Annotated in this window: 14 protein-coding genes; 5 read left to right on the top strand and 9 right to left on the bottom strand. The window is 48.1% G+C overall.

Annotated features, from left to right (window positions below; genetic code table 11):
- Positions 1 to 55: 55 nt before the first annotated feature.
- On the bottom strand, positions 56 to 457 hold the full coding sequence (locus BR86_RS0110205) for a (deoxy)nucleoside triphosphate pyrophosphohydrolase (RefSeq protein ID WP_031473614.1): 402 nt from the start codon (positions 455 to 457) through the stop codon (positions 56 to 58).
- Between the two features lie 206 nt (positions 458 to 663).
- Between BR86_RS0110205 and BR86_RS0110200 the strand changes: the two genes are divergently transcribed.
- The 3 genes from BR86_RS0110200 to BR86_RS0110190 all read left to right on the top strand — a co-directional run bounded on the left by BR86_RS0110200 (position 664) and on the right by BR86_RS0110190 (position 3,456).
- On the top strand, positions 664 to 1,110 hold the full coding sequence (locus tag BR86_RS0110200; RefSeq protein WP_051684738.1) for a MarR family winged helix-turn-helix transcriptional regulator: 447 nt from the start codon (positions 664 to 666) through the stop codon (positions 1,108 to 1,110).
- A gap of 232 nt (positions 1,111 to 1,342) precedes the next feature.
- Entirely contained in the window at positions 1,343 to 2,713 is a 1,371-nt protein-coding gene (locus BR86_RS0110195) for an MATE family efflux transporter (protein WP_051684737.1), read from the top strand.
- Complete coding sequence (locus tag BR86_RS0110190) at positions 2,710 to 3,456, top strand: EFR1 family ferrodoxin (RefSeq protein WP_031473608.1); 747 nt, start codon at positions 2,710 to 2,712, stop codon at positions 3,454 to 3,456. Before BR86_RS0110195 ends, BR86_RS0110190 begins: the two co-directional genes overlap by 4 nt.
- Before the next feature lie 173 nt (positions 3,457 to 3,629).
- Here BR86_RS0110190 and BR86_RS0110185 read toward each other — a convergent pair whose 3' ends face one another.
- Complete coding sequence (locus BR86_RS0110185; RefSeq protein WP_051684736.1) at positions 3,630 to 6,662, bottom strand: DEAD/DEAH box helicase; 3,033 nt, start codon at positions 6,660 to 6,662, stop codon at positions 3,630 to 3,632.
- A 339-nt stretch (positions 6,663 to 7,001) separates the two neighbouring features.
- Here BR86_RS0110185 and BR86_RS16355 point away from each other — a divergent pair, with 339 nt between their 5' ends.
- The gene (locus tag BR86_RS16355; protein ID WP_242841598.1) at positions 7,002 to 8,006 is read left to right on the top strand and encodes an RNA-binding domain-containing protein; all 1,005 of its coding nucleotides are present in this window, start codon (positions 7,002 to 7,004) and stop codon (positions 8,004 to 8,006) included.
- A 249-nt stretch (positions 8,007 to 8,255) separates the two neighbouring features.
- Entirely contained in the window at positions 8,256 to 8,651 is a 396-nt protein-coding gene (locus BR86_RS16350; RefSeq protein ID WP_242841597.1) for a hypothetical protein, read from the top strand.
- Between the two features lie 436 nt (positions 8,652 to 9,087).
- Here the strand turns inward: BR86_RS16350 and bioA are convergent, their stop codons facing one another.
- From bioA to BR86_RS0110140, 7 genes are all read right to left on the bottom strand, one after another.
- On the bottom strand, positions 9,088 to 10,311 hold the full coding sequence (bioA, locus tag BR86_RS0110170; protein WP_031473602.1) for an adenosylmethionine--8-amino-7-oxononanoate transaminase: 1,224 nt from the start codon (positions 10,309 to 10,311) through the stop codon (positions 9,088 to 9,090).
- 29 nt (positions 10,312 to 10,340) lie between these two features.
- The gene (gene bioD, locus BR86_RS0110165; RefSeq protein ID WP_031473600.1) at positions 10,341 to 11,024 is read right to left on the bottom strand and encodes a dethiobiotin synthase; all 684 of its coding nucleotides are present in this window, start codon (positions 11,022 to 11,024) and stop codon (positions 10,341 to 10,343) included.
- A 20-nt stretch (positions 11,025 to 11,044) separates the two neighbouring features.
- Positions 11,045 to 11,638 carry a biotin transporter BioY gene (locus BR86_RS0110160; RefSeq protein ID WP_031473598.1) on the bottom strand — a complete coding sequence of 198 codons (594 nt, stop codon included), beginning with the start codon at positions 11,636 to 11,638 and terminating at the stop codon, positions 11,045 to 11,047.
- 297 nt (positions 11,639 to 11,935) lie between these two features.
- Positions 11,936 to 12,355 (bottom strand): HIT family protein, encoded by a 420-nt coding sequence (locus BR86_RS0110155; RefSeq protein WP_031473596.1) that lies wholly within the window; start codon positions 12,353 to 12,355, stop codon positions 11,936 to 11,938.
- A gap of 178 nt (positions 12,356 to 12,533) precedes the next feature.
- Positions 12,534 to 14,150 carry a DUF6382 domain-containing protein gene (locus BR86_RS0110150; RefSeq protein ID WP_031473594.1) on the bottom strand — a complete coding sequence of 539 codons (1,617 nt, stop codon included), beginning with the start codon at positions 14,148 to 14,150 and terminating at the stop codon, positions 12,534 to 12,536.
- Between the two features lie 6 nt (positions 14,151 to 14,156).
- Entirely contained in the window at positions 14,157 to 14,645 is a 489-nt protein-coding gene (locus tag BR86_RS0110145; RefSeq protein WP_031473592.1) for a hypothetical protein, read from the bottom strand.
- Entirely contained in the window at positions 14,642 to 15,121 is a 480-nt protein-coding gene (locus BR86_RS0110140; protein WP_031473590.1) for a prepilin peptidase, read from the bottom strand. Before BR86_RS0110140 ends, BR86_RS0110145 begins: the two co-directional genes overlap by 4 nt.
- Position 15,122: the final 1 nt, after the last annotated feature.

Raw genomic sequence — 15,122 nt, 5'->3', positions numbered from 1 at the left:
TTGCGTTAAACCGAATTCGTCCCGGCAGATCATCAAAATCTCTTTCCGTTTCTTCTTACAGTCCGCTCTTTACCGCATCCAGAATGGTAAGGTCTGCCGGAAGCCAGTCCACGCTTTCGATTCCTTCCTTTGTCACCCACTTTGCGGCCTCATGTTCTCTCAGTTCCAGATGCCCCTTCACGACCTCACACCAGAAGCAGTCCATGGACAGATGAAATGCCGGATAATCGTATTCGATCGTGTCAATATACTCTCCCACCGAGATCTCCGTATCCAGTTCTTCCATGATCTCCCGGCGGAGCGCCTCCTGCGGCGTCTCCCCCGCTTCGACCTTGCCACCCGGGAATTCCCATCCGTCCTTGTATTCTCCGTATCCCCGCTGTGTGGCAAATACGACCGGCTCTCCGTTTTCATTGACTGCGCGGATCACTGCCGCCACTACTTTTACTGTCTTCATCGTCTGTTTCCTTTACTGTTTTCTTGTTTTTGTCTTTTTCTTCTCTCGGCGCTTCCCCAGAACCTCTCCTCTATATTTTCCATCACCGGCACAAAATAATCAACTTCGTCCGGATCACAATTTGAAACAAAAAAATGTTGACAGCCATTTGCTTAATGTGTATAGTTACTTTACACTTTAGTCGCTATACGGAGGTGTCAATCAGTTTGAAAGATTACAAAGAGATGGCCTGGCTTATGGAACGAATCATGCATAAGTACGCCCAGTATGAGAAAAAGCCCCAGATATACTGTAAGGACCTTCTCCTTACCCAGCCCGAGATACATACGGTAACGATGATCGGAGACAATCCGGGAATCAGCGTTACCGAGCTGGCCATGAAACGAGGTGTCACCAAGGGCGCCGCTTCCCAGATGGTATATAAACTTGTGGACAAAGGCCTGGTGGAAAAACGGATCTCTCCGGATTCGGATGCCCAGCGCAACCTCTATCTCACGGAAAAAGGAATGCAGGCGCGCAATGATCACCGCAAACTCCATGAGACCATGGGAATGACCTTTTCCAGACTTTTCGACGAGATCCCCGAAGAGATCAGCGCTCAGATGATTCATTTTCTGAAGGCCTTCGAAGACGAACTTGACGAATTCCTGTAAGAGAACAAAATCCGCAAGCGTACTTCGGCTCCCCCATCCCCTCAGTCCTGAGGGGATGGGGGAGCCCGCGGACTTCGGATCGCCATCCCCTCCATCCTGCGGGGAGCGCCATGGGCTTTGCAGGTTCGCTCATATAAGCGGAATCAGCCGGTCAGAAGACCGGCTCTTCACAGGCCAAAGTGTATAGCGACTATATTATATATATACTAAACTAACAGGAGGAATCTCACAAATGAAAAACAAAATTGATTTTGCAAACGAAAACACCGGCAAAGCTTTGTTTGAAATGGCCATGCCTCTTTTTCTCGCCACTGTCCTCATGCTGGCCTACAATCTCGTAGACAGTATATGGGTCGGCAATCTGCTGGGAGAAAACGGCTATGCCGCGCTCACCACGGCCGGATCGGTCAGCATCCTGCTCTACGCATTTACCACCGGCGTCGGCAACGGAACTGCCATTGTTGTGAGCCGTCTCGTCGGCAACAAGGACGAAAAAAAGATCCGTGAAATGACCGGAGCCATTCTCCTGATATCCGCCCTGTTTTCCGTTCTGCTGACTGCGGTTCTGGAATTCTCGCTTGACCGGATTCTGCAGATCTTCCATACCCCCATGGACATTTACCGGGATGCATGGATCTACCTTGCGATCTTTCTCCCGGGATATGTCGCCGTTTTCCTTTATATGCAGCTGACATCCATCTACCGGAGCTTCGGAGACCCGGTATTCCAGATGAAGGGAATGTTCCTCGGAACATTGATCAATCTGATCACGGATCCCCTCTTCATCCGCTCCTATGGGATTTCGGGCGCTGCCACGGCCACCGTTCTCTCTCAGGTCATCTGCCTTGTATTTGCGATCCTCTACGGCAGAAAAAAGTCCTATTTTTCTCCGAACCTGAACGGCTGCAACCGGGAAAATGTAAAAGACTTTGTCACCACCGTAATCCCTGCAAGTATGCAGAACTGTATTCCTGCCATCAGCTCAATGGTCATGGTGATTCTTGTGAACCGTTACGATGTGACAACCATAGCGGCCTACGGAGTGGTCAAAAATATCGAAAACTTCCTGTTCTATCCGGCAATGGCAATGAATATGTCCATGATCACGATAACCGGTCATCTCTACGGAGCGGGGAAACCGGAGCGGATCAAAGACTATATGAAGACAGCGCTGATCTATGGAACGCTGATTGAAGGGATACTGACGGTTCTGGTTCTTTTTTCTTCCGGCCGTATCTCCATGGCATTTGTACACGAAGAGGTTATCGCCTCGATCGCAAGTCGCGGCCTTTGGATCATCGGTATCGGTTATCCATGCTATATGATCACAAATATTTTTCTCGGAAAACTGTCCGGTATGGGAAAGGTAAATCTTTCCTTGCTCCTCATGTTTTTTTATTACATCGTGATCCGGCTTCCCCTCGCGCTGATTCTGATGGACAGTCCGCTCCGCCTCGACGGAATGTGGTTTTCGTTCCTGATCAGCCACATTTCAGCGGTTCTGATCGCGGTCCTGCTGGATCACATTCTGTGCCGCGAACCGAAAGAATATCCTTCTGCCATCCGTACTGCTGACACCCACACCAAAGGAGAAACCGCATGACCACATTATATTTCAGTTCCACCGGCAACTGCCTGTACGCTGCAAAAAAACTGGGCGGGAAATGCCTTTCCATCCCGTACTGTATCGATCACGGAATTGATCACTTCAAAGACAGCCGGGTAGGCATCATTTTCCCGGTTTACGGACTGTTGATCCCGCCGTTTATCGAAGATTTTCTGCGAAAAATATCGGTAGACTGCGACTATTTCTTTGCCGTTGCGACATACGGATTCTTTCCCGGCGGGATCACATCCATTCTGAAGGAGATCCGGACCGCAAACGGACGGGAATTTGACTATATCGAACGTCTGAAAATGGCAGAAAACTGTATCACCTTTTCCGATATGGCAAAGCAGACGGGTGACAGCCAAAAACAGCGCGCGGAGATCCTTCGAATCCGGAATGACATCAGCGAACAAAAGACATATGTCCGGCCGGATACATTTCTTCACCGCTTCCTTTCCAACGAACACAGGAAAAACTATGAATTCTCTACCGGGGATGGAATTACCAAAGAGCTCACTATCCTAAGCAGCTGCACCGGCTGCGGACTCTGCGAGAGGCTTTGCCCGATGAACAATATTCATATCCAAAACGGAAAACCTGCCTTTTCCCAAACCTGTGTGAGTTGCGGGGCCTGCATCCAGAACTGTACGAACAATGCCATCCATCACAACCGGGAAAAAAGTGCCGCCCGGTACCGGAATCCCAATATAACGGTCGATGAGTTATTGTACCGGTAAGCGGTAAGCGGTCAACGACGTTGATGGGTAAAAAAACGCCGGAGAAATGGACCTTTTGGCGCATTTCTCCGGTACTCTGTTTCTGTTCTGTTATTTTGTGTTTCCGCAAGCGCGAACTGTCACCTTTTAAGACAATACGACATCATAGGAATGTCTCATACTGTTTGATTCTGTCAAACCGTACCTGCTGAAACATCTGATTTTTCCAAAGAATTCGAGCTCTGCAGATACCGCAGAATGTCCTCGCGAACCGCCGTTTTCATCCGGCATTTCAATTTACAGATCGGCATATATACACCGCTGTTATTCTTTTTCCGGTCTTCCCTCACTTCTGCGACATCGAATTCACCCATATAGAAAAAATTATTCTCCGCGTCCGTCTTCTGAACCATCAGATGCTTTCTCGGCGCAGTCATCACTTTGTTCATATACGCACTGCCAAGCTTTCTGCCGATCTGAGAGTCCCACCGGAAGATGACATTGTCCACGAATTCATCCGCATAATCCGGCTTTCCGTCCACATACTCTTTTTCTTCATCCGTAGTCTCCTCCTTATGATAGGTAACCCAGATAAACATATCATCGCCCAGACGCGACATGCCATACATGGTGGAAGAGAGGTCTTTTCCCGCATTCATCAAAAGACTGATATCTCGCCGGGAATATTTTTCATACAGGACAAACGGAACCTCTCCGGAACCGGATGTCCGGAACTTATCCTGATACCGCCGAAGACCGACCTCTACAATATCTTCAATCTGACGGTAAAAATCCCTATGCTGTAATCTCTCACGGTAGCTTCCAAGCCGCATCAGACGGGATTTCTGATCCGATCTCACCAGATCAATGTGACAGAATTTTTCATACTCGGCCGAATTCGTGACAAACGCTCCGTCCAGCACGTCAACCGCCGCATCGATCTTTGCGCTGTTCATCTCATATCCGTACCGGGACCGGCAGCAATCCATGATCTCCGAATAATCAACACTGTCCCTGAACAGGAGCTGGCGCAGAATCTCCAGCTCATCGGGGCGAACGCCGCTCAAAACGGTCTTGGAGAGATATTCCAGCGTCCGTTTTTCCTGCTCTGAAAATGCAAAGAGCGGCTTTTTCTCCATCGCTTCCGCAAATGCGTAATACGTCCGGTATTCGCGGATAATCACGATCGGATCCATTTCTTCATTCTCATAAAAATCAATCAGCCTTGGTATCCTTCCAAGCCGGTTCTTCAGATTGCGATATCCTTCTTTGATCAGCTCCTTGAATGTTCCGGATTTGATATTGTCAATCGCATGGAAAATCCTGCTTTTGGAAATCTCATCGAAGTGAATCGTCGAAGCTCCCGGGATTGTGCTGTTTCCGCTGATGACATATTTTCGGATCACATCCGCATTGTAAGTCCGGTCCCCGGACAACGCCACGGGAATCATAAAGTTATTGTTGTAATTTCCGATAAAGTCGAGGATCACAACATACTCTTTTCCCTCTGCTTTTCGGAGTCCCCGGCCCAACTGCTGGATAAAAACAATCGGCGATTGTGTCGGCCGGAGCATGATGACCTGATTGACCTCAACGATATCAATGCCCTCGTTCAGAATATCAACGGAAAAAATGTAGTCGAGCGGCTGCATTTCGTCCGTTGCATCCTTTTCACTCATTGCCAGACGTTCAAAGGCCCTTGCACGGTCTTCCTCGGAAGTCGCACTGCTCAGTGCAAGTGTCCGAAAGCCCCGTTCATTGAACATCTTTGAAAGAATCTCACACTCCCGGTTCCTGCTGCAGAAAATGAAACCCTTGACTCGCTCTCCGCTGTAACCGTAGTAATTTGCCTGTTCAATGACATGGCGGACTCTCGCCTCACTTGTCAGCTGATTGAAGTCTGTGTCCGCAAGCTCCTTTTTCCGCATCGTTTTATCATCCACTACAGCGATATCACTAATACCGAAATAATGGAACGGACATAGCAGGTCATCCTCCATCGCCTTCTGAAGCCGGATTTCGTGCGCAATATTCCGGTCAAACAGTTCATATACATTTTTTCCTTCCAGATGATCGTCCCGCTTGTCCGGTGTGGCTGTCATACCGAGAAAGAGCTTCGGCGTAAAGTAATTCATGATCTTCTGGTACGTGTTAGCCGGGCTGTGATGGGCCTCGTCCAGGATAATGCAATCAAAATCGTCCTTTTTATACTGAAACAGATGAGAATCCCGATTCAGTGTCTCAACCATGGCAAACACATAATCGCTGTCATAGTCATGCTGACCCGCTCCGACAATTCCCATCGAAACCGACGAATCGAACACCCGCGAAAAAGACTTCCTCGCCTGCACGGCCAGTTGTGCCCGGTGAACCACGAAGAGAACACGCCGGAAGCCCAGCTCCCGCATCGCAAAAGCAGCCGCATAGGTCTTTCCGGTCCCGGTTGCAGAGATCAGCAGCGCACGGTCACCGCCGTTTCGAATTATCTTCCGAAGATTTACAATAAACTTCTCCTGCATGGAATTGGGCTTTAATGTAAATTTGTCAAAAGATGGAATTATTTCCCTTTTTGCGATTTCTCTCTGATGTTTGATGATTCGGTATCGTTCCTGATAGATTTCATAGAACGAATCATAGTCCAATGCGTAGTCCGAGTTCCAGAGTTCCCGGAACTCTTTCAGGATCTGTCCCGCGACCTCTCCCTGCTCCGTCGAAATCAGCCTTGTGTTCCACTCGACATTGCTTGTCAGCGCCGCACTGGTCATATTCGAACTTCCAAGGATAATCCGGTAAACCTCATCCTTTCGGAAAATGTATCCTTTCGTATGAAAACCGGTGTTGGCCGCCTCCACATCATACATTTTCAAGGTGATGTTCTTTAATTCATGAATCTTTTGAAGCGCCCTTGGCTCACTGAAATTCAGATAGTTTGTCGTGAGGATCTCGCCCGGAATCTGCCTTTCTTCCAATGTTTTCAGTGTCTGCAGAAGCGGAGTAATCCCGCCCATGGTAATAAATGCCACACTGATCTGAAAGGATTCACATCGGAGCAGCTCTTCTTCGATGGAGGAGATAACCTTCTTACCCTCATTCGGATTGTTGGATACAAAGCTCGGTTTGTATTCCAGATTGGATGCGACAGCTCCATTGACATATGCTGTCTCAAAACCGGTTCTCAGATCGGATAACCTCTCCGTGGTTATCTTCGAAGTTACTGCATTTCCCATGTGTCCTTCTCACCTTCCGACATGTCTTTATTCCTGCTCGGTTTCATATCACAATTCTACCGCAAACGGATCCGTTTTAACATAAAAAGTCCGCGGGGTGCGCTTCGAAGTCATAGAAAAAAGTCCGCTGGTCACCGTTAGGTGACAGCTTCCTTGGCGAAGCTCTTAGCGACACATATTTCACTTAGCGGCTTTGCCGCTTAGTGAAATAGCGTGCTGCGGCTGGTCTTTTCGAGCTTAGTGATCCTATCACATCAACACTCGTTTTAACGCGTTATGTGCGTTAGAAACGTTGTTTTAACACACAATAGTGTTAGAATGTCAGAAGGAGGTGATACGATGCTGCCTACAAAGGAAACTCTTACAATTGAATTCAAAAGTGATAAACGTAAATTACAGAACTCTGATATTTTCGATGCTGTTGTCGCTTTTGCTAATACTGAAGGTGGTGATTTGTATCTAGGTATCGAGGATTCCGGTGAAGTGACTGGTGTACACAAAGATCACATGGATCCATCCACTCTTGGTGCCTTTATTGCAAATAACACATTGCCACCTGTTGCCATACGTGCAGAGATCATTGAAGATATTTATCCTGTACTTAAAATTTCAGTTCCTAAGTCCTATAGCGGTATTGTCGCGACAATTACTGGTAAAATTCAGCGCCGTCAAATCAAAGCTGACGGGACTCCAGAAAATGTCCCTATGTACCCAGCAGAGTTTGCAACACGGCTCTCAGATCTCAGGATGCTCGATTATTCAGCTATGCCACTTCTTGATTGCACAACTGAAGATTTCGATCCTGTCGAAATAGAGCATCTACGCAACCTAATACTTGCATACAACGGTGAAGCCACTTTGCTTCAACTTCCTAATGACGATCTATTTAAAGCTTTAGGATTTGTGAGAGACTTTAATGGACAATTAATCCCCACGGTAACTGGTATTCTTATGATTGGTCGCGTACCTGTCATAAAGAGATACATCCCTACCCATAGCTCTTCATTCCAAGTTTTATCTGGTACTGATATAAAAGTTAATGACGATATTTGTCTTCCGCTCCTATCAACCATCGATAAAATAAACACATACATGGAAGCTTGGAACCCTGAGCAAGAAATTGAAATGGGACTATTTCGTGTTTCTGTTCCTGCCTTTAATAAACGTGCTTTTCGTGAAGCTCTTGTTAACGCATTCAGCCATCGCGACTATTCTAAGATGGGGCGTGTTCGTGTTGCTGTAAGCGATGACGGTCTTACAATTGCAAACCCTGGTGGCTTTATCGAAGGTGTTTCTATAAAAAATCTACTTACAGCTGAACCGCATGGCAGAAATCCACAATAAGCAGATGCGTTAAAGAGAATCGGACTTGCTGAAAAAACTGGTCGTGGAATTGACCGAATTTTTGAAGGTTCTTTAATCTATGGTAATCCACTTCCGGATTACAGCAATTCCACGCCTGTTACCGTTTCGCTATTCATTCCACGTAGCAAACCAGATTCGCAAATTGCAAAATTAGTTTCAAATGAACAGAACCGCTTAGGACGTCCTTTATCCTTAAATACACTTTTAGTCCTTAATACGCTAAAAGATATGCCCCGTACTAAAGTTGGCGAACTTGCTGCCGCGGCAAACTTATCAGAGATTGCTACAAAGGCTATTTTGGATAGCTCTATTGAATCTGGCATCGTTGATATTTACGGTAGCGGACGAAATAGGACTTATATCTTGTCACCAAAGGTTTACAGCACAAAATCTAAGAATATCGGTTATGTGCGTCAGGTTGATATTGATGAAACCAGATACCCGGAACTGATTATTAATATGGCAAAAAGCAATGAGTTCATTTCTCGTGCTGACGTAATTCAGTTATTACATGTCGATGAAAATAAGGCTTATCGATTACTCAAAGCTCTTGTAGAACAAAAATTGCTTGAACCAATAAATAAAGGACGCTATGCTAAGTATCGATATTGCGGTAACGCTTAACCTAACACTCAGTTAACATGAGCCAATTGCTGGCAATATCAACGTTTTTCTATAGCAATCCAATTTCTAACACTCAGGCAACACTTTTCTATCACGCAAAATAAAACAGGCTCGGACGTTGTGATTTCTCACAGTCCGAGCCTGTTCATTTCTCTTGATAAACAATATTATGTTTCCGTAAAAATGACAGGTCCGAAAAAGCCTTATTTTAAGCGGCTTTTCGTCCTGTCTGTATTATTGCATCGTCCCCCGTGGCGGAAATCAGAAGTGCTTTGTTTTTGCCGTTCTGAATTATTTTTCGAAGATTAACAATAAACTCTTCCTGCATGGAATTTGGTTTTAATGTAAATTTTTCAAAAGAAGGAAAACTATGAAACAATAATAAGACTGCAATCTGAATTATCACTTAGATTGCAGTCTTTCTTCCACATTAATGTTATCTTTCCCACCATGCTTTCATGGTATCAATAATCTGTATCAGTTCCTCATCTTTTATAATGTATGGAACCATCGCATACTGTACGTTCAGAAAATTTCTCGCAAACACGCCCCTCTTTGCGGCAAAATCCTGAAATCCGGAGAGAGATTCTCCGTTGTCCGCCTCAAAACAGATACAACCTCCCATTGTCCGGACTTCTCGCAGACCTTCCGCTTCATACCCTGCGATCTCCCGCCTGGCAACCGTCTCAATATGATGAATCTTATCCATATAATTTTCCCGACGGAAGATCTCCAGCGATTTGAGGCCGGCCGCCATCGCAAGAGCATTTCCCATAAACGTCGGCCCGTGCATAAGCGCAAGTCTCTCATCATCGTCATAAAATCCCTGATAAACTTTCTCGGATGCAACCGTCGCGGCATGTCCCACATAACCGCCGGTCAGTGCCTTTCCGAGGCAAATGATATCGGGAAGCACGAGATCTGCCGCAAAGCGGTTTCCGGTTCTTCCAAATCCGGTGGCAACTTCATCAAAGATCAGGAGTACGCCGTACTGATCACACAGTTCTCTCGCTCTCTTCAAAAAGCTGACATCATACATACGCATTCCGCCTGCCCCCTGCAGAAGAGGCTCGACGATCATGCAGTAGAACTGCTCTCCCTCCCGCCGGAACGCATTTTCCAGTTCGTCGATCTCCGTATTGATATGTGTCACACCTTTTTTCTCCGGAAATGCAAAATGATAATCCTCATCATCTCCGATCTCCATGGTTTTAAAAGTGTCTCCGTGATAGGAATGTGTCAGGGACAGAACTTTCGTCCGCTCGTTGTGTGTTCCCCGGCGGACGGTATCATTGACATAAAACTGCAGCGCCATTTTCAGAGCGACTTCCACGCTGACGCTCCCGGAGTCGGAGAAAAACACATGATTCAGATCTCCGGGCAGAAAATCGGCGAGTTCTCTGGAAAAATTCAGAGCTCCGTCATGGGTCAGATTGCAGAGCATCACATGACAGAATTTATCTGCCTGTCGCTTAATGGCCTCCGTGATTTCCGGATTTTTATATCCATGAATCATGCACCACCAGGAGGACGCGGAATCGATCAGTTTGCTGTCTTCCGTGTACAGATAAACTCCCTCCGCATCGATGATATGATACGGCTCTTTCATATTCTTCATCTGGGTATACGGATACCAGATATGATTCTTTTCAGTCGGCATCTTGATTCTTCTCCCTTTTTATTCTCTTTTCAGTCATAGAGTCTCATCAGGTCTTCTGCGCTGATCTCCAGCTCCGTATCTCCCGGCTTAATCTTCGCGATGGTCGGAAGTCCGGTGAGATGTTCACACATGAAAATGTTGTCTTCCTCCATCACATCTCCCGGATGACACTGGTTGAAAATGACTCCTTTTACCGGAAGGCCATGATGTTTCATATACTCTGCGGTCAGTACAACATAATTGATGGTTCCGAGCCCCGCATCCGCCACAATGACCGACGAAAGTCCAAGGCGTTTCACCATCTGATCCAGATAGAGCTCTTCACGGTCAAACTCCAGCGGACAGGTAATTCCTCCGCTCCCTTCCATGGTCACAAAATCATATTTTTGAGACACCTGATCAAATCCTTCCCGGACCTTCTCGAACGAAACCGGATTTCCCTCCAGCCGGGAAGCCAGATGCGGTGAATACGCGTGTTCGTAGACGTACGGGCTCATTTCCCCAATCGGCTGCGGGATCCCGGACACATTTTTTACATGGAGCGCATCCCCCGGAATCAGCGTTCCGTCCGCACTCCGCTCGTTGCCGCTCATGCCTGCCTTGTAATAGGCGGCGCGGACTCCCGCGTCATGAAGTTTCTTCACAATCAGCCCCGCCGCAAATGTCTTGCCGACATCCGTTCCGGTTCCCGTAATAAAAAGATTTCTGCTCATCTTCCTCATTCTCCCTTTTCTTACACACCGGCCACCCGGGTCCGGTTGTCCAGCAAAAGATCATTTTTCTCCAGAACCGGCAATAACCGCCTCCCGAGTTCCGCCGCAAAAACACAGAGCAGAATGTCGCCCGGAACAGCCAGAAAAAAACAGTAAATCACAAGTGCCTGAAAGGTGATCGGATTTCCGGTCATATAAATGTTCCGGATGAACCAGAGATAAGCCATGCCAAATGCGTAAACCACCATGAGCCCCGCAAGATTGGCAGCCAGAAGGCGGATAAAGCTCTTGTGCTCCCGGTTTTTCCCCGCAATCAGTCCGGTCACAATGGTTCCGAAAATATACCCGGCCAGATACCCGAACGTCGGCTGAACAATATATCCCGGTCCGCCGCCGGCAGCAAACATCGGAAGCCCTGCCAGTCCGAGCAGAACATAGGCAAAAACGGCAAATCCGCCTTTCTTCCATCCGAGGATCAATGCCGCAAGAGTGGTGAATTCCAACTGCAGCGTGAATGGGCAGACCGGCACTGGGATCGTGATTCTGGCACCAATTGCGATCAATACAATGAATATGGCCATAAAGGTCAGATCTCTGATCTTAGAGTTTCTCATCTTCTTGTTCTCCCCTCCCCTGTGCGGATTTTTCATCACACAGAGTGTATTCTTTTTGTCTGGAACACTGCGCAGCGTTTCTCAACGAGTCCTATCGTAAACAGTCTTTTTTGAATTGTCAACCTATTGCTTTATTTAAGTTTACAATATGCAATGCACCGGCCGTCCTCTATAGCAAAAGCCGCAAACCGTCTTTCCACGGTTTGCGGCTTTTGCTCACTCTATTGTGTCTGATCCGGCCGCTGAATCAACGGCTTTCCTCCCAGACATTTCGACTTATTCTGATTTCGTATCCGCTCAGTTTAAACCCTGTGCGATGGATTTTGCGGTCTCCGCCAGTCCTTCCGGAGTCGATGATCCCGGTTCCCATTCAACCATCTTCGGTCCGCCCTCATATCTCGGGATGACATGAACATGGAAATGGAAAACTGTCTGGCCTGCTTCCACGCCGTTGTTCTGAACCACGTTATATCCCGCACAGCCCAGCGACTTCTTCATCGCCGCGCCGATCCTTCCCGCAAGCGGAAGCACCTTCGCCGCAGTGGCTTCATCCAGTTCATTCAGATCCTTGAAATGATTCTTCGGCAGAATCAGCGCATGTCCCTTCGCTGCCGGTCCCATATCCAGAATCACACGGAAATTTTCATCCTCATAGACACTTGCAGACGGAATCTCTCCGTTTGCAATCTTACAGAAGATACAGTCTTTGTCAGTCATTCGTCGGCCCTCCCTGTTCTGATCTCCCCGCTGCGGTATTCCATATCCTTTGCGGGAATATTTTCGAAAACATTATACTACGAAAAGCATGAGCCGCGCGAGCACTTGTTCTCATCTGGCAACGCTGCGTGATAACAGGCGATTCGAGCCTGTTAAACCACGAAACAGCACAAGCCGGTCACATCACAACCGGTCCGTTTTTGACGGCAAAACGATATTCCAGCCCGGCGATCCGGAGCCGGTCACCATCTCGGAGAAGTTCACGCTCATTGTTACAGAGCAGTTTCCCGTCAACATAGGTTCCGTCCTCCGAGTTCAGATCCGTGACGGTATACTCCCCGGTCCGCTCATCCTGATCAAACCGGAGATGCAGCGGACTGACTGACGCATCCGGAATGCAGCAATCTGTCAGATCCGGATTCTGACCGATAAAAAACGGTGTATACGGTATCCGGATTTCCTCGTAATTCAACGCCGCATTGTCGTTTGCCGGATCCGGAATCAGCTCCGCATAAGGGCTATCCGGCAGTATCTCGTCCTGTTTTCTTTCCGATCCCTCTGTCCGATCCGTGGCTTCGGTCCGGATTCGATTCTCCGCCGGTGCTTCTTCCGGTATTCTCCGTTCATATCTTGCAGCACTTTCATATCCCTCGGCGGAATGCCACTCCTCATTCCACGCCGGATCCGATTCCCACTCGTATCCCGGATCGATTTTTGGCTTCTCCTCACAGGCGGCATCATCAACAACATCATCTTCTGCCGACTCTGTTTTTCCAGCGGCCGTGAGCCGGAACACGATCAGAATCACCGTCATCACCGCACAGAAGATACCCGCATAGAATCCCTGTCCCCGAAATCCGGTCGCGAACCACAGGACAAGCTCCAATGCAAAACCGCCCGCCAGATAAACCGTCGGGAAACGATCCGCCGCTTTTTTTCTCCAGTTCGGGGAGAGAACCGGATTGATCCGATCCCCATTCTCCTCGATCTGACGGATTCCGCTTTGCCATACCGCAGGGTTACAGTCCTCCTGTCCTGTTCTTCCGGTTTTTCGCATCTTTGTTTTTCCGTTTTCCGGAAAATCCGGCCTCCTTCCCGGTCTAACCGGATAATCCGGCATCACTCTGCTCCCCTCCTGCCCCGGCGCAGCTCCCGTTTTTTTCTCACAGACCGCACAGTATCCGTCCACTCCCGAATGCAGTCCGTCACATTCGGTATGTGTTCCGCCTTCTCTTTCACAGAAAATGCTGCTCCGGTTTCCGTTCAGACATCGCCTCAGATCTTCTGCTCCATAGTTTTCCCGAAGACTCGCCTCATACAGGTCATAGGAAAGCATTACCGCTCTGGAATCCCGATGATCCGCACGCTCCATGATCCATCGCAGAAAATCTTTCATTTTCTCCGCAAAGTCCATATAGAGCCCCGGCACAAAGCAAAGCCGAATCTCCATGGTGTCCGGATCCGCATAGATGTAGGATGCGTCCATCACCACCCCTTCTTCCACCAGCAGAAAATCCTCCAATACCCAAAGGGTATCCAGAATCTGGGAAATCACCTTCCGTATGGTTTCCCCGTCCGGCTTCTTTCGCTCAAAAATCCGGTTTAACGGCTGTCTGGACGTAATCTCATAATAGAAATCCACGCCCTGTCCGGTATGTCTCGTCTGGAAAGCCAGAAGCCCCGGAATCGCGTTTTCCTCCATCATATGACAGGTGTAATTATCACTCCATTCCGGCTTTTCCGCTCGTATCATCATATAGTTGTGCGTCATTTCCCGCTGATAACGAACTTCCAATCCGTGTCACCGTCCTTTCAGTATCGCTGTCTGAAGCCTCAGCATATTCTCCGGGTCGTATATCCGCATGGAAATCTCTATCTCATGCTGATCCCGCACATTGCCGACGACATGAAACAATCCCCTTCTCCCATACGTGATCTCTGCCCCGCCGCATCCATAAAAGCAGTGAACTTTCGCATTTTCCGACTCGGTGATATCGTTTCTTGTCCGTCCTTCCTCCAATTCCGCCGTTTCTTCAAATACTGCATTTTTCTCTACCCCTTCCGCCAGAATCATTTCCTCAACCGAACGCCGGTGTATCCCCAAAATGCCGTTCATCAAAACCGCGAAAAAAAGAAGCGTCAGTGAGATTACAAGTGACGCCTCCACAGACAGGCTGGCGTTCAGTCCTTTTTTCGCCGCTGTCCCGGTTCCTTCCACTCTACCCTGATTATCCTGAAAAATGTTCTCCCGATGTTTCGTCGTTCGGACTGCATACACGCTGTTCCTCATAACATATTCCCCTGAATCATGACCGATGCCGCGCACAAAAACGGCAGATATGGAATTCTTCTCTTTCGTATGCCGGCAATGCCTCTTCCGCCAAGAATTGACCACCCGCAAAGCAGCATCCCGTATATTCCGCAGAATGCGGCAGCCGCCAGCGCGATGCGGGAGAGATCTCCCGCATCCAACCAGAACGCCAGCGAAAGAAGTATGCCTCCGTCACCCCGGCCGATCGATTCCCTGCTCAGATGTGACAGAATCAGAGCGGCGATTCCGGGCAGAAACCGGAAAAGAATCTGCCCAAAGCCCTCTTCTCCCGCATAACATGCCGGATTCTCAATCAGCCCCGGTGCGGTGCAAAAAAGCAGCCCGGTAATTCCCATGATCCACGGTGCCCATACCGGAATGGTTTTTGTCCGCAAGTCCGATATGGCCATCCATCCGAGGATCACAAAATATATCATTCTGACCATTGCTGTCATG

The sequence above is a fragment of the [Clostridium] aminophilum DSM 10710 genome (assembly GCF_000711825.1).
GTDB lineage: Bacteria > Bacillota > Clostridia > Lachnospirales > Lachnospiraceae > Clostridium_R > Clostridium_R aminophilum.
The sequence above is the reverse complement of the archived record's forward strand: the minus strand, read 5'-3'. Positions and strand labels throughout refer to the sequence as shown.